The organism is Staphylococcus massiliensis (assembly GCF_043186315.1).
GTDB lineage: Bacteria > Bacillota > Bacilli > Staphylococcales > Staphylococcaceae > Staphylococcus > Staphylococcus massiliensis.
This window is the reverse complement of the sequence record NZ_CP171119.1, coordinates 652,620-667,446: the sequence shown is the minus strand read 5'-3', so window position 1 is coordinate 667,446 and position 14,827 is coordinate 652,620. Positions and strand designations below refer to the sequence as shown.

Annotated in this window: 14 protein-coding genes; 7 read left to right on the top strand and 7 right to left on the bottom strand. The window is 38.3% G+C overall.

Annotated features, from left to right (window positions below; all coding sequences use genetic code 11):
• Positions 1-241 precede the first annotated feature (241 nt).
• Entirely contained in the window at positions 242-1,114 is an 873-nt protein-coding gene (locus tag ACF3N8_RS03145) for a nuclease-related domain-containing protein (protein ID WP_009382290.1), read from the bottom strand.
• A gap of 271 nt (positions 1,115-1,385) precedes the next feature.
• Between ACF3N8_RS03145 and ACF3N8_RS03140 the strand changes: the two genes are divergently transcribed.
• The 3 genes from ACF3N8_RS03140 to ACF3N8_RS03130 all read left to right on the top strand — a co-directional run bounded on the left by ACF3N8_RS03140 (position 1,386) and on the right by ACF3N8_RS03130 (position 3,412).
• Positions 1,386-1,640 (top strand): autorepressor SdpR family transcription factor, encoded by a 255-nt coding sequence (locus ACF3N8_RS03140; protein WP_009382291.1) that lies wholly within the window; start codon positions 1,386-1,388, stop codon positions 1,638-1,640.
• A 21-nt stretch (positions 1,641-1,661) separates the two neighbouring features.
• Positions 1,662-2,297, top strand: coding sequence for an SdpI family protein (locus tag ACF3N8_RS03135; RefSeq protein WP_238094041.1), 636 nt, complete (start codon positions 1,662-1,664; stop codon positions 2,295-2,297).
• A 167-nt stretch (positions 2,298-2,464) separates the two neighbouring features.
• Entirely contained in the window at positions 2,465-3,412 is a 948-nt protein-coding gene (locus ACF3N8_RS03130; RefSeq protein ID WP_238094040.1) for a DUF1002 domain-containing protein, read from the top strand.
• A gap of 491 nt (positions 3,413-3,903) precedes the next feature.
• Here the strand turns inward: ACF3N8_RS03130 and lip are convergent, their stop codons facing one another.
• From lip to ACF3N8_RS03115, 3 genes are all read right to left on the bottom strand, one after another.
• Positions 3,904-5,337 carry a YSIRK-targeted triacylglycerol lipase gene (lip, locus tag ACF3N8_RS03125; RefSeq protein WP_238102036.1) on the bottom strand — a complete coding sequence of 478 codons (1,434 nt, stop codon included), beginning with the start codon at positions 5,335-5,337 and terminating at the stop codon, positions 3,904-3,906.
• A gap of 422 nt (positions 5,338-5,759) precedes the next feature.
• Positions 5,760-7,247 carry an aldehyde dehydrogenase family protein gene (locus ACF3N8_RS03120; RefSeq protein ID WP_238102037.1) on the bottom strand — a complete coding sequence of 496 codons (1,488 nt, stop codon included), beginning with the start codon at positions 7,245-7,247 and terminating at the stop codon, positions 5,760-5,762.
• A 157-nt stretch (positions 7,248-7,404) separates the two neighbouring features.
• Complete coding sequence (locus tag ACF3N8_RS03115) at positions 7,405-9,048, bottom strand: alpha-keto acid decarboxylase family protein (protein WP_009382296.1); 1,644 nt, start codon at positions 9,046-9,048, stop codon at positions 7,405-7,407.
• A 203-nt stretch (positions 9,049-9,251) separates the two neighbouring features.
• Here ACF3N8_RS03115 and ACF3N8_RS03110 point away from each other — a divergent pair, with 203 nt between their 5' ends.
• Positions 9,252-9,671 (top strand): DUF2871 domain-containing protein, encoded by a 420-nt coding sequence (locus tag ACF3N8_RS03110; protein ID WP_009382297.1) that lies wholly within the window; start codon positions 9,252-9,254, stop codon positions 9,669-9,671.
• Between the two features lie 486 nt (positions 9,672-10,157).
• Here ACF3N8_RS03110 and ACF3N8_RS03105 read toward each other — a convergent pair whose 3' ends face one another.
• Both ACF3N8_RS03105 and ACF3N8_RS03100 read right to left on the bottom strand, forming a co-directional pair.
• Entirely contained in the window at positions 10,158-10,358 is a 201-nt protein-coding gene (locus tag ACF3N8_RS03105) for a cold-shock protein (protein WP_009382298.1), read from the bottom strand.
• A 299-nt stretch (positions 10,359-10,657) separates the two neighbouring features.
• Positions 10,658-11,284, bottom strand: a complete 627-nt coding sequence (locus tag ACF3N8_RS03100) for a metallophosphoesterase (RefSeq protein WP_238094038.1) — start codon at positions 11,282-11,284, stop codon at positions 10,658-10,660.
• A gap of 283 nt (positions 11,285-11,567) precedes the next feature.
• Here ACF3N8_RS03100 and ACF3N8_RS03095 point away from each other — a divergent pair, with 283 nt between their 5' ends.
• Positions 11,568-11,744, top strand: coding sequence for a hypothetical protein (locus tag ACF3N8_RS03095; RefSeq protein WP_238094037.1), 177 nt, complete (start codon positions 11,568-11,570; stop codon positions 11,742-11,744).
• A gap of 68 nt (positions 11,745-11,812) precedes the next feature.
• Here ACF3N8_RS03095 and ACF3N8_RS03090 read toward each other — a convergent pair whose 3' ends face one another.
• Complete coding sequence (locus ACF3N8_RS03090; protein ID WP_009382300.1) at positions 11,813-12,145, bottom strand: antibiotic biosynthesis monooxygenase; 333 nt, start codon at positions 12,143-12,145, stop codon at positions 11,813-11,815.
• A gap of 212 nt (positions 12,146-12,357) precedes the next feature.
• Here ACF3N8_RS03090 and ACF3N8_RS03085 point away from each other — a divergent pair, with 212 nt between their 5' ends.
• Positions 12,358-13,626, top strand: coding sequence for a metallophosphoesterase (locus tag ACF3N8_RS03085; RefSeq protein WP_392450232.1), 1,269 nt, complete (start codon positions 12,358-12,360; stop codon positions 13,624-13,626).
• A 438-nt stretch (positions 13,627-14,064) separates the two neighbouring features.
• The gene (locus ACF3N8_RS03080) at positions 14,065-14,826 is read left to right on the top strand and encodes a threonine/serine exporter family protein (RefSeq protein WP_009382303.1); all 762 of its coding nucleotides are present in this window, start codon (positions 14,065-14,067) and stop codon (positions 14,824-14,826) included.
• Position 14,827 lies beyond the last annotated feature (1 nt).

Here is a 14,827-nt window from a genome sequence, read left to right as displayed (position 1 = left end):
GTTTTTTCAGATAATAGGTGGATGATGAAGGGGACGGTGACTCGTTATGCGATTGTTTTTATTTTCTTTCGCATAACGGGGCCCTTATGCGATTGTTTTATTTTTCTTTCGCATAATGAGGCCCTTATGCGATTGTTTTATTTTTCTTTCGCGTAACGAGGTCCTTATGCGATTGTTTTATTTTTCTTTCGCGTAACGAGGTCCTTATGCGATTGTTTTTATTTTCTTTCGCATAACGAATCTAGAGACTATATAAAGTATTGCGGCTCTTATGAAATTTATAGTTTTTCTTTAATAATACTCTGATAGTAGTATCATCTCCTTCTCCTAACCAGCTCTGTGCTTCTTTAGCCGTAAAGGGTTCGCCTTTTAAATAGTAAAGTTCATTTATGTTATACAAATACAGGTCTGCCCGGCGAAGTCGCGAATGACAGAACGTGCAGTCGACGTATTTCTTACGACGGCCGACGTAAATGTGCCCGACTTTCTTACAGCCCGGGCATTTAATTCCTGGTTTAACTCCTGTATACTTAATGGGCTTTTGCGAAAGTGGATAATGCCCCAGACTATGCGACTGTAATAAATCACGTGTTTGAAAGTCTTTCGTGATGGGCCTTTTGAAAAGGGAAGGAATCTTGTGAAGTTCGGTTGGAAGTAAAATGTGATCGCGGTTCGGTATAGAACCGGTCAAAGTGAAGTTCGGGTTCGTGAAGACAAGGTGTGCGGACATTGGTAAATTGAGGCTCTCTTGTTGCAGAAGTTGTCGCAACGCGTTCGATTGCTTGGTTAATTGAGACAGCGGGTTCGGGATTCTAAAATCACTGGACGACCGTAAGTCCCCGCCTTCAAAGGTGTAATCACCAATAAAATGCTTGATTTCAAATAGTAAAAGTTGGTTGCGGTTGATGATGAGGAAGTCGATTTCTAGCGGATGATATGGATTGAAGTAAAAATTCTGTAGGTACGGTATACGAGGATGCACGGGTAATTGCTTCTGGAAAATGGCTTCACCCTCAAGACCCGCCTTAACCTTAGCAATCTTACTTTCGATCTCGAAATCGTCAACTCGCCCCTCTAAAGACAGCCAATACTGACTCGAGTGAAATGGCGCCATGGCGTCAGCTCCTTTACTTTAATTAAGCTTACTATAGCACCACCGCTCCCATTTGAAAAGCCCAATAGTTGTAATATGACACTTTCTCAAATACTGCATCACTACCCTTACAGAAAAATAAAATTTGACAATTCTCGAATTTCATTTTAACATTTAAGTAAATACTTAAATGATTAATTGTTCTCTTACTAAACACAAAACCCTTTAATAATTTAAGTATCTATAAACCTCATGACTAAACACTTAATTAACGAGATAGGAATGGTGAAAAATGCGCGATATTTTCAAAGCATTATCCGACCCAACAAGGCGAGGTATACTTGAACTTTTAAAAGAACAAAAGTTAACCGTAAGTGAAATTGCAGAGCACTTTGACATGAGTACGGCAAGTGTCTCCCAGCATCTAAAAATTCTTAAATTTAACGACCTCATCTATGCAGAACGAAAAGGTAAGTATATTTACTACCACTTGAACTTGTCAGTTTTTGAGGAACTGATCACTTGGGTAAGCAAATTCAACAATTAAGTAAGAAAGAAGGAAATTAACATGAAACTTAAACATTCAAAAATCGGTATTGTTTTCATTGTGTTAACATTAGTAGCTTGGTTAATTGCTTTACCATTTCTACCAACTGATGTGCCAATGCAATATACAAGCGATGATCAAGTTAATTGGAAAGCTCACAAATTTCTAGCGCCATTATTTTTCCTAGGACTAGCACTTTTAACGTATTTGATTGCTGCGACGAAAGGTCATTCAGAAACACGTAAAAATTCGCATGAGAATTTCACAAGTCTAAATAACTTTTTCCATGCGCTCGGTCCAATTATCGCATTCGTTATTTCAATTGTAGTAATCTTCAACGCACTCGGTTTCAATATTTCAGTAAAATTATTTGCCCTACTCCTTGTAGGCTGTCTATTAATCATCATTGGCAACCTGCTTCAAAAGATTCCTCAAAACAAAATTATGGGTATTCGTAACAAATGGACTCTTAAAAATGAACGCGTATGGAAGAAAACACAGCGCTTTAGCTCACGACTATATATCATCATCGGTGTCTTATTCGTCATTTCCGCGTTCTTACCTGCCGCAATAGTAGGTATTTCATCAATCGTACTAATTCTAATTCTAGTCGCTGCGCCAATGTTATATTCGTACAAATTGTCACACTCGTCATAACGCATCCACGCATGCGCCCATTCTCCCCTACGTCCAAGCGCTTAATTATAAATGCGTCTTTAGGATGATGTAAATTTTATAAAATAAGGTATGATTAAGATAATCAATTAATACTCATTCATATAATTGTATACAACAATTTGAAATGACAGAATGGAGAGAATCGTATGTATAAAAAATGGATGACAAGTGGTTTAGTAGCTGCAATGTTGCTTGTACCAACGGCTGGCGTTGCGTCGGCAGAAGAGTTGAAGGAAGATATTTTCGTGCACGGTGCTGACTTAAATCAGTCACAACTGAACGAAACGAAATCGAAATTAAACGTTAAAGATAATACGAAAACTTACAATGTAACGACGTCGGATGTCGCGAAATACACGGGTAACCAAAACTTAGCTTATATTCACTCAAGCGTGACGATTCATCCGAAATCTTTTCGAAAAGGCATATCTGTAGAAATCACGACGCCTGAGAATATTACGAAAGTGACGAAAGCACAATATACAAACGCTGCAATCACAGCCGGTATTCAAAACGCCGACATTAAAATCGCGAGCGTCGACCAAGTAACTGGTGAAGGTGCTCTTTCAGGTATCTACAAGGCATACGAAGCTGAAGGCCACACGCTTGATATGAACGATATTCAAAATTCTCAATCTGAATTAAATCAATTATCGAATATCAGTCAACAAAACCAAGGTCAAAACGGTTATTCTGACGAAGCCTTAAACCATGCCGTTGCCGATATGAAACGTGAAATCGCGCAAGAAGTTCAGAAGAATCAGAACGTGTCGAATACAACGATTACAAATATCGTGAACACACACCTTGAGAACAATGGCCTGATCAACATTCTGAGCGACAATCAAATCAATCAGATCATCAACATTATGAATAATGTCGCAAATTCGAAAGCGATTACTGAAGATCCTAAAGCCTTCGAACAGCAAGCCAAGGATTTAACTGAACAAATTAAGAAATCATCTGGTGACCTCTTAGAAAAAGCCAAGTCACTAGATTCACAAGAAAATCGTAATTTATTACAACAAATCTGGGATGCTATCGTGAACTTCTTCAATAGCATTTGGAACTTTATTACGTCATTCTTTAAGTAATTAAAGAACATAAACCCTTTTATACTGAAAAATTGATTTGAAATGAACCACCTAGAATAGCGGACTCCTAGGGGTGGGCCCCGGCATATATTAAAGAACAAAGAAGCTCATGCTTCTTTGTAAGTTCAACCAACGAATTGGAAATTCGGGTTGAGCTTTATGCGTAAGCAAATTATCAAGCTAAGGAAGCCGGGGCTTAAGCGTGGTACAAAGTAGCATTGCTACTTTGTAAGTCCAACTAACGTATTGAAAATACGAGTTGGGCTTTACAGGAAAGCATACTATTCTAGGTGATTTTTAAATTTTTAAAAGTCCTTTTCCAAAAATATAAAAAAAATAAAATCCCCTTAATAACATGTAACATTCATTCAAAACGATTTAGCACGATCATTAGCTTCAGAATTCAATGTGTAGCCCATACATTTGTCGTAAGCTTCGCTAAATCACTAATTAAAGAATGTAATCATCATGTGTTAAGGGGATTTCTTATATTATGATTCTTTCTCTGTTTGCATTAAGTTGTGAACGATTCCTTCATAGAAATCTTTCAATTCTTCATTCGAACGGTCTTTATCTAAAGCATCTTGACCTGTGAAGTCTGTATGATCAAAGCCTTGCATACTAGGCGTCACTTGCCAAATACCTTTTATCGGTGCATCAGGCGCTTCCACATTTTTAAACGCTTCGTCGCTCGGATGTAGCGCTGAAATTACAGACACTAAGCCATCACTTGGGCGCCAAGCTTTATCTTGATATCTACCGATAATATTACCAGTCAGACGGTGACCAATGTTCACACTCGGATCCACACGATGATTACCAAGCGGACCTTCATGCGTCGCTAAACCATTAAATGTACGATAGTAAATGTTAGGGTTAAGTGTCGTCTTCTGATTCAACTTCTCAGCACCCTCGCGTGTTAAATCATAAAGCGCTGTATCATTCGTCTTCCAAATCGGACTCTTGTCCGCACGTTTAGAATATTGAATGTAGTTCTCACCTTCACGTTGTTCAAGACCCCATTGCTTAAGTCCGAAGTCTAACTTAGAGTTACGATGGCCTTCGAATTTCGCCATTTCATATAATAAATGCTTAATAACGTCTTTATTACCTACTTCATCTGAAACAACGGTGCCGTCGTGAGGCGTCGCAATCGTTGTAATTGATTTAACCATTTTGTCATGGTTACCTTCAAATAAAGGGCTAATTGGTTTACCCGTCTTTTCATGGAAGGTACGCTCCTCAGGACTACCGTGACGCAGATACTCTTCAAGGAGACGAATCGTTTGGCCACCCATACTATGTCCTACAAGATGCACTTTCTGACCAGGTTTCCAGTTCGGGTACACGCCTTTATACGTTTTACCAAATCGCGCGTGACCATACTTCTTAGCATGCGCCGCACCATAATCCACGCGACCACCTTTAATGTAGTAATACAGCTCAACAGCGCGGTCGTGGTTACTACCAAATGCACTGATACTCGCCTCGTGCACTTCATAACCTTCATGACCTAAATCATGCGCAAGCTTATACTTGTTGCCGCCCCAATAATTCATATTCATTGGTGCGTTATCGCCCACAAATCCTGAAAAGCCATGCACGAATATGAATGGATCTTTGTTCTTAAACTTACGCTCAAGGCCAATATTGCCGCCAGTTGATTCAATCGGTTTCTCGGCATTATCTTCAATATCTTGCATTGGAAGTTGACCGGGCTTGTCACTCGGTTTTAACGGCACAAAGTCCGTTGCGATGCCGTCTTGAGTCACCGTTTCAGATGATGAACTCTGAGCTACATCTTGTTCCGCTGCATGTGTGTCGACCGTCGATGATAAAAATAAGCTCGATGATAAAACAGTTGCAGATGCGCCAAATAAACATTTTTTTAACCATTTCTTTTGAAAAGTACTTTTAATTTTCATCACTCTAATCTCCAATCTACATATAATAGCCAGTTGCTAATCCGACAATTACGATACGTTTATTATTCATTATTAAAATAATAAACTTTAGTTTGATTACTTTAAATTATTTATCCACTAAATAATTTAATTTAATATTAGCAACGATTGTTAACTTAGAGTGATATATTGCGTATATTATAGTAAATAATGCACGACTGTTGTGATAACTTACTTAGTGATAACATTTAGGCATTCTAAACTGTTTGGATTAGCGTGTTTAAACAAGTTAAAAATGCGAACATATCTCATCTCTTTACATAACCACTTTAAAAACAGACTAGACCATTGATACAATTCCTTAAATCTCCCCATAAAAAAACTACCAACAAAGCCAATACTTTGTTGGTAGCATATCTATTAACTAAGCGCTAGTGGTTAACTTAGAATAAACCTTTTGTTGTGTTGCTTGTATCGATATAAATGTTTTTAACTTGTTGATAGTTCTTGATAGCGTCTTTGTAAGTTTCACGGCCGATACCTGATTTCTTGTAACCGCCGAATGGAGCGCCTTCAGGTACTTGGTTGTAAGTGTTAATCCATACACGGCCTGTTCTTACGTTCTTAGCAATGTTTAACGCACGGTTGATATCTGTTGAGAATACACCGCCAGCTAAGCCGTATTCAGAGTCGTTCGCAATTTTGATTGCTTCTTCATCATCTTTAATTTTAATAACTGTTAATACAGGACCGAAGATTTCTTCTTGAGCAAGTTTGTTGTCGTTGCTGTCTACTTCGATAATTGTTGGTTCGAAGAAATGACCTTTATCTAAGCCATTGTCAGTGATGCGGTTACCACCAGTTACGATGTTTGCACCTGATTCTTTAGCATAGTCAATGTAGCTTTGGATTTTATCAATTTGAGCTTTACCAGTTTGACTACCCATAGTCGTTTCCATGTCAGTTGGGTCACCAACTTTGATGTTTTCAAACGCTTCTTTTAAGCGAGACATAACGTCATCATATACATCTTCGTGTAATAATAAGCGTGAACCAGCACTGCAAACTTCACCTTGGTTGAATAAGATACCTAATTGAATACCTTCAATTGCAACGTCCATGTTTGCATCATCTAAAATGATGTTGGCACTCTTACCACCAAGTTCTAATGTTGCTGGTACGATACGTTTCGCACCTGCTTCAGCTACACCGTAACCAACGTCAGTAGAACCAGTGAATGATAATTTATCCACGTCTTCGTGATTGAAGATCGCGTCACCTGATTCAGAACCTTTACCAGTTACAACGTTTACAACACCTTTTGGTAATACTTCTTGGAAGATTTTAGCAAGTTCTAATAAACTTACTGGTGTTGATGAAGATGGTTGGATAACAACAGTGTTACCTGCTGCTAAAGCTGGACCTAATTTCCAAGCAGCTAATAACATTGGGAAGTTCCATGCTACTACTGCACCAACTACACCAATTGGTTCATGACGGATGATACTCATTGTGTGTTCATCCATGTCATTTACTGAACCTTCGTCAGTGTCTAATACACTTGCGAAATAGTTATAGTGTCTAGCTGCGAATGGAATATCAATCATTGAAGATTCGCGTAAAGCTTTACCAGTATTGATTGTTTCAGCCATTGCTAATTTATCTTTATTTTCAAGGATTTTTTGAGAGATTTCTTGTAACATTTGAACACGTTCAGTTTTAGGTTTCTTACTCCATTCAGGGAATGCAGCGCGTGCAGCTTTAACCGCTTCGTCTACATCCTCTTTACCAGCACGTGCAATTTTAGTAATAACTTCGCTTGTTGCTGGACTTGTAACTTCTAGTGTTTCGTTAGACTTACTTGGTACAAATTCACCGTTGATAAACATGCCATAGCTTTCTTGGATATAATCTTTAACATTTACTGCCATATCGTTCCAACCTCCATTAATTTGTATTTCAAGCGTTATCTATCTTTAATATTTGTATACTTATTTTCCTTTTCGAAAAGAGAGATCCTAAAGCGTCCGCAATCTCTCTTTCAATTCTATTCTAAATCGACAACACGCTTCCATCAAAAGTTGTGCTTTAGTCGTTAAGCGCGGCGAATGCCTTACTAATCTTTTCAAGTTTCTCAGGTGCATCTTGTTTCGCCATCTTGATTTCAGCTAAATGCATATAATCGCCTTTCGCATTAATTGCTTCGAACATGCGTTTTAAGTCGTTTGTTGACTCAACATCATGAACTTTAACTTGGTCTTTAGCACCAAACACTTCTGGAAGTTTCTTGTAATCCCACATTGGAATATCGTTGTAAGGTGCTGTTTCACCATGAATCTTACGTTCAACTGTGTAACCGTCATTGTTAATAACGAACAGCACTGGTTTGATTCCTTCTTTAATCATTGTTGAAATATCTTGAACTGTTAATTGAAGTGAACCATCACCAATTAGAAGTAAGTTACGGCGACCTTCGTCAGCAATTTGAGAACCTAATGTTGCTGGAAGTGTGTAACCGATAGAACCCCATAATGGTTGACCAATGAACGTATTATCTTTAGTTAAGCGTAAGCTATACGCACCAAAGAATGATGTACCTTGGTCTGCAAGGATAACGTCATCTTGACCGACGAAGTCTTTTAACATTCTGAAATAGTTTTCTTGCGTTAATGGTTCGTCGTTTAATGGCGCTTCACCTTCAATTGTAGGTTCGAATTCTGGGAAGTCATTGTCATTCTTGTAATCCATATCGTTTAAGCCTCTTAAGATATCAGGTAAACGAATGTCTGTTACTTTCTCATCACCGCATTTGAAATCGTGGTGATTTAACATAATCACTTCATCAAATTCGAATTCATAAGAGAAACCTGCAGTTGCAGAGTCTGTTAATTTTGCACCGATGTTAAGAATTGCATCACTGTTGTCAACGTACTCTCTTAGGTTAGGTTCTGCAACACTACCATCATACATACCAATGTAGTAGTCGCTTTCTTCATTAAAAGCCCCTTTACCTAGAGATAATTGCGCAACAGGAATTTGTTTCTCTTCAGCGAATTTGAGTAATTCATCATGAAGATCAAAGCTGTTAATCTCATGACCAGTTAAGATAACCGGTTTAGAAGCGTTTTCTAACTTGGCTTTTACCATATCGATATATTTAGAAACATCTTGTGCTTCTGGTAGTTGTGGTTTGAACGTTTCTTCAACTTCAATTTCTGATAACGCAACATCAATTGGTAAATGAAGATGAACAGGACGTTTCTCAGCGAGCGCCGCATTGATTAAACGCGGAATTTCAGTTGTCGCATTGTCAGTTGTGATATAGCCTTGATCTGTCGTAATTTCTTTGAACATTTTACGATAACTATCAAAGATACCTTCACCTAGTGAATGGTGTACATAGTTTCCAGCTTGTTCAGAAGCAGTTGTAGGCGCACCTGTGATTGCGATAACTGGCACGCGTTCTGCATATGAACCTGCGATACCGTTCACCGCACTGAGTTCACCTACACCAAAAGTCGTTACAAGTGCACTTAAACCTTTCATTCGTGCATAACCGTCAGCTGCGTAACTACCGTTAAGTTCATTTGTGTTGCCAACCCATTCTACTTTGTCGTGGCTAATAATATCGTCTAAGAATGCAAGATTGAAGTCACCTGGAACACCAAAGATCTTCTCTACATCCATTTCACTTAAGCAATCCATTAAATATTGTCCGACACGTCTTTTCAATGTATACACTCCTTTTATAGATTTTTAAGCTTTAAAATGTATTTAAATCATAATCATTAAAAAATCACTTTTATAAGCATTTTCCCTAATTCAAGGTTAAAGAAACATATTGAGAAATGCATGAAATCTGCCTATAGTTCACATTGAGTTCACAAAGAGTGGATATAGTACGAGTATAGAAAAAGAAAACGGAGGTATGATTTATGTTAAAGAAATTCGCATTTAGTTCAGCATTTTATACTGTCCTAGGCTTACTAGCAGGATTATTTTATAGAGAATTCTCAAAAGGTGAAAACTTCGAAGGTTATTCACAATTAAACGTTACACACGTTCACTTACTTGTACTTGGTACCGTGATGTTCTTAATCTTTTTACTACTTGAAAAGGTCTTCAAGTTATCTAAGCATAGTAAAGGTGCTACAAAAGCATTCTTCTGGATTTATCATTTAGGCTTACTTGTAACAGTAGCAATGCAATTTGTTAACGGCATTATGACAATGAAAGGATTAGAAGCAAGTCCAGCAATCGCAGGTATTTCCGGTTTAGGACACATCTTCTTATCACTTGCATTTATCTTCTTCTTCGTAAGCCTATTTAAATCATTAAAACATGATAAACAATAAAACTAATGAGGATTCGAGCCTTATGTGATGTTAAAGTCACATAAGGTTTTTTGTTTGAAACAGTGGTTTTATTAGAAATTCTTCTGGTTTTAAGTTAATATTTCTATTGAGTCACTTATAGTCACCTCTACAATTTTTCTTGGCCGATTACATTGTTTTAAAGTGAGCTATAAATGACTCTTTTTTATTGCATTATAAATTGGGGTTTAACGATTTCGATAAAGCTTTTGAAGTTTCGAGATCTTGAGACTTGATGACGGTTTACTCATCAAGTTTGAAACGCCCTGAGACTTGATTACGGTTTACTCATCACGTTTCAGACACCCTGAGACTTGATGGCGGTTTACTCATCAAGTTTCAACTCGCACCCCTACCTCTAAAACAACCCGTACCTTCAACCATCCCCCATTTTCAAAAATAAAAAAGTGAAGCAAGGTCAGAAACCCGCTTCACTATAATTTATATAAATAATGACGTATTGTTGATTTAGTTAGCGACTACATTAGTAGCTTGGTCACCGCGTTGGCCTTCTGTAATTTCGAATGCCACGGCTTGACCTTCTTCTAGAGTTTTGTAACCTTCACCGGCAATACCTGAGAAGTGAACGAAGATGTCGCCACCATTATCTTTTTCGATGAAGCCAAAACCTTTGTCTGCGTTAAACCATTTTACTGTACCGTTATTCATATAGAATACCTCCATGTGCTTTTGCACGAATATTTGTAATAAATTCATAATATAAAAAAGAGGATATTCTAAAAATACACTACGATTAAAAACATGAGCTTTTATTACTGATTTCAACTATACACCCTAAATTGATAAATGTATACATTTATTTACAAATTCACGTACTTTTCTTTTAAAAGGAGGGGCCTAACCGCACACAAAATTCCTACTTTCTTCTATTTAAAATAGCGTCACAACACTGTTTCAGGTGAGCACCAATCGACTTGAAAAATGCTCGAACTCGAAATCAATTTATTTTACTTTGCTGGCGTCGGAATTTGAATTGAAGTCGCTTTAACTTTGTTCTTCTTCGACACAGGTACGGTATACTGTTTCTTATTCGTCAAATCCACCAACGATAAATAATGACCTTTCCCAGCGCCTGTATCTAAAGCAAGGGAATGCTTCGTCACATGAACGTCCCCTTTATCACACCCGTAATGATACGTAGGAACATGGCCGTGAATCATAAATAGCGAACCTTTATAATATGTATCAATATTCTTTTTCTTATAACCTGTCACCTCAAGCGGCGACTGTTTTTTCAAAGATTTATCCTTATTAATACCCGCATGCACAAACAAGTACGGCCCAATTTTCTCCATTGTTGGCAACGAACATAAGAACGTGTGCCAAGCCGCCTTCTTTTTATCTTTAGATTTCATCCACTTAATTTCGTGGTTACCAAGTAGTGCCACGGCACCCTTTTTCTTTAAACGCTTCACAATTTTCAAAGTCCCAAACGAATCCTTACCATTGTTCACATAGTCACCAACGAGCACGAGCTTATCTTTCTTCGGGTTATACTTCGCCTCTTCTAACAGCGTTAACAATTTCTCACCATATCCATGAATATCTGAAGATACTAAAACGCGTTTCTTCATGACAGTCAACCTTCCTAATCCATCTTGATGCTTATAATCACTTTCTTTTTTTAAAAGCAAATTAATTAAAGTTATTTTATCACATTAAATTTTCCAATTGAATAGAATAAATATTTAATTTTTATTAAGATTAGAATCAAAAAGCAGTTAACTGTAAGCGCTTAAACACTCAGAATTTTGATAATTGTCAAAAATATTTAAGCATAAAGTAAGTAAAATCGGTTATATGTATAAGGTAAGAGCATTTAGATTTCTTACTTAAATCCAAGGGGGTTACAATTACATGTTTATTGAAACATTCAAAGGCGACATTTCTCGTAGTCCAAATTTACTAGACGAAGAGGTTAATGCCTTTACTGCACAAGATCACGTAGAACCAATCGAAATCCAAACAAACAGTTCAGCTTTCGATGGTAGCGTTTATTACGTGGTAACTGTCATTTACAATGAAAAGAAATAACTGCATATAAATAAAAATCGGGTTAAAGGTATATTTCTTTACTAAGATTCACACCTTTAACCCCTTTTTTATGTCAAGGATTCCTTCATATAATGATAACCGATTTCATAACCGTGCACGCTGTTTTTAATAATCGGACTCTTACTATCCTCACTCTGATGTCTCACATTTTTATGTGCCGCTTTAAAAACATCTGACTTAAGCCAATTTTTAAAGCAAGCTTCGCATTCCCAAATCGTTAAAATCTTAACTTCATCATGCGAATCGAGTTCTAACGTTTTCGTCACAAACATTCCTTTAAATCCTTCAACTGTTTCTATGCCTTGTCGCTTTTCAAAGCGTTTAATAATACCATCCGCACTGCCTTTGTCTAATTGTAAGCGATTCTCCGCCATATACATAGATGTCTCACCTCGGTGTCATTTTATATTACACTTTAAATATACGATAATTGAGAATTGTTATCAATTATTTTTGCGACTATTACACTAAATATCTTTTAGATTTTTAAACATAAATCATTAGAAATTAATACGCCCTCAACTTTTATGTGCTACGTTAACCTTAGTCAACGTTTAAATGACTTGATAATCTACATAGAGGAGCGACGTTTATGAAGAAAGTGAGATTAAGTTTAGCGGTACTCATGATGCTTGGTCTTGTTCTTACAATCATAACCCCTTTCGCAAAAGCCAATGATCATCAGTATCCGCAACTTACAGTAGGTAAAGACAAAAGCGAACGCAATTTTACTTGGTACCATCAAAGTGATGCACAAGGTTATATTCAAATAGCAGAGTCGAATGACGCAAAGGACTTTTCACAAGGGAAGACGATTAAAGGTGAAACCCACCAAGGCAGCAACGCTGGTCCGAATTATACGCAGGTGACGATGCCTGACCTTAAGCAGAACACGACGTACATGTATCGTTATTATAATGGCGAGAACGGTGAGAAGTCGGAGGTCCGTCACTTTGAAACGCATGATGATGGGAATACGAGTTTCATTGCAGTGGCTGACCCGCAGCTCGGTGCCTCTGGAGACCTTGGTTCTGACATTCAAGGATGGCAACATACGTTGAGCCAAATGCCTAAATTAAATGACTCGCCGAACTTTCTACTGAGTCTTGGCGACCAGGTGAATTGGCCGGACGACGAGGATGCTTATGCTGGTTTCATTGAGCAAAAGGACATGGAAAAATATGCGCTTGCACCAACTGTTGGTAACCATGATGCTTTAAACCGTACGTATTCTGAGCATTTCAAAGTGTCGAATAAACTTGAACATGGTCAAACACCTGCAGGTTCAAATTATTTCTTTGTGCAAAATCATACACTTTTCATTAATTTAAATGTTGAAAGCACAAATTATCGCGAACATGAAGCAACGATTCAGAAAGCACTTGAAGCAACCAAAGACCAAGATATTAAATGGAAAGTTGCCGTTTATCATCGCGGTCCATTCTCAGCAGGAAAGCATTCGAACACGCTAGCGACGAAAGACCGCCGCCAACATTTAGCACCGATGATGAATAAATATGGCATGGATTTAGTACTGAACGGCCATGATCATTCGTATGCGCGTAGCCACGTGATGAATGGTACTAACCCTGATGTGAAGTGGGATGAAAACGGTGACGCACCGTCGAATTATCAAGATCCTGAAGGACCGATTTACATCACGATGAATTCTGCGAGCGGCAGTAAGTTCTATGATTTAGTCGACAATCACGATTACTTAGCTAAGCGCGATCAAAGCGAGAAGCCGTCGTTCACGCGCGTTGACATCGACGATCAAGCTTTAAAAGTGAAGTCATACTTTGTTCCTGAAGGCGACCAACCTTTAGGTGAACCAATGGATGAAGTTACTATTCAAAAATAATGTTAAATAAGGAGCGGAACGCTTGGTGGCGTTCCGTTTCTTTATTGGAAGTGGGCTGGCGGTAAGGGATAGGGTAATGTCGGGTGGGCCCGGTTGGTTGAAACTTGATTAGGTTCTCGCCATCAAGTTTCAACAGCCTTGAGACTTGATTAAGGATCGCTCATCAAGTTTCAAACGCCCTGAGACTTGATTACGGTTTCGCCATCAAGTTTCAACAGCCTTGAGACTTGATTAGGTTTTCGCCATCAAGTTTCAAACGCCAGACGTACCACATCAGTCCTTAAAACGCTCACCAAACGGACGACCTGCAACCGACTAGCTACCGAACCTCAACTGTCCCTATTCCCTAAACCCCATAAATGTATCAAATTTAAGACAATTTCCATTTCTTATGTTTTAAAAACATTTTAAGTGGTCTTTTTTAAAAGGAGGGCGCATATGCAACAACACAAACGACATCCAGATCCTGAGCTTGTGATAGATGTCATCTTGAAGGCAAGTCGAATCTTACTTGATTCAGGAGCTGAGACGACGCGTGTTGAGGAAACGATGTTCTACATATCTCGCGCGATGGGCTATCACCAAAGTCAAGGCTACGTCGTGAGTAACATGATTAACTTCTCACTTGAACACGGTCGCGACTCACGTATCCTAAGAATCGACGCTAACGGTACCGATCTTACGAAGATTCACCAAGTTAATGCGATTTCGCGTAAAATTTGTCACCATACATTATCGCTCGAGGAAGCCCACAGAGAACTTAAACGTATAGAGAAGAATAACATTCCTTATAAGTTCTCGACGGCAATCTTCTTTGCGGCAGTCATCTCATTCTGCTTCTTATTCTTACAAGGCGGTACATGGGCTGACGTTATCACAGCTGTCGTCGCTGGTACAATCGGTTTCATTGTTACTGAGAGTATTAAGAAACATTTCTTAATTCTATTCATTCCGGACTTTTTAGGTGCAGCTGCAGTCGGTATCATCACGTACCTTGGTCATAAACTGACGCCAGGAACCGATATCATGCCGGTGCTTATCGCAGGTATCATGCCGATTGTGCCGGGTGTCTTAATCACAACAGCTATTCAAGACTTGCTTGGTAGTCATATGATTATGTTTACAGCAAAAGCACTTCAAGCACTCGTTATCAGTTTCGCAATCGGTTCAGGCATTGCGATCCCATTATTCTTAAATTAAA

Bases quoted from the DNA above. Each gene is read 5' to 3' on its own strand.
- ACF3N8_RS03140 (WP_009382291.1), top strand. From the start codon at position 1,386: ATGCGCGATATTTTCAAAGCATTATCCGACCCAACAAGGCGAGGTATA.
- ACF3N8_RS03085 (WP_392450232.1), top strand. From the start codon at position 12,358: ATGAAGAAAGTGAGATTAAGTTTAGCGGTACTCATGATGCTTGGTCTT.
- ACF3N8_RS03120 (WP_238102037.1), bottom strand. From the start codon at position 7,247: ATGGCAGTAAATGTTAAAGATTATATCCAAGAAAGCTATGGCATGTTT.
- ACF3N8_RS03105 (WP_009382298.1), bottom strand. From the start codon at position 10,358: ATGAATAACGGTACAGTAAAATGGTTTAACGCAGACAAAGGTTTTGGC.
- lip (WP_238102036.1), bottom strand. From the start codon at position 5,337: ATGAAAATTAAAAGTACTTTTCAAAAGAAATGGTTAAAAAAATGTTTA.
- ACF3N8_RS03135 (WP_238094041.1), top strand. From the start codon at position 1,662: ATGAAACTTAAACATTCAAAAATCGGTATTGTTTTCATTGTGTTAACA.
- ACF3N8_RS03100 (WP_238094038.1), bottom strand. From the start codon at position 11,284: ATGAAGAAACGCGTTTTAGTATCTTCAGATATTCATGGATATGGTGAG.
- ACF3N8_RS03110 (WP_009382297.1), top strand. From the start codon at position 9,252: ATGTTAAAGAAATTCGCATTTAGTTCAGCATTTTATACTGTCCTAGGC.
- ACF3N8_RS03080 (WP_009382303.1), top strand. From the start codon at position 14,065: ATGCAACAACACAAACGACATCCAGATCCTGAGCTTGTGATAGATGTC.
- ACF3N8_RS03095 (WP_238094037.1), top strand. From the start codon at position 11,568: ATGTTTATTGAAACATTCAAAGGCGACATTTCTCGTAGTCCAAATTTA.
- ACF3N8_RS03145 (WP_009382290.1), bottom strand. From the start codon at position 1,114: ATGGCGCCATTTCACTCGAGTCAGTATTGGCTGTCTTTAGAGGGGCGA.
- ACF3N8_RS03090 (WP_009382300.1), bottom strand. From the start codon at position 12,145: ATGTATATGGCGGAGAATCGCTTACAATTAGACAAAGGCAGTGCGGAT.
- ACF3N8_RS03130 (WP_238094040.1), top strand. From the start codon at position 2,465: ATGTATAAAAAATGGATGACAAGTGGTTTAGTAGCTGCAATGTTGCTT.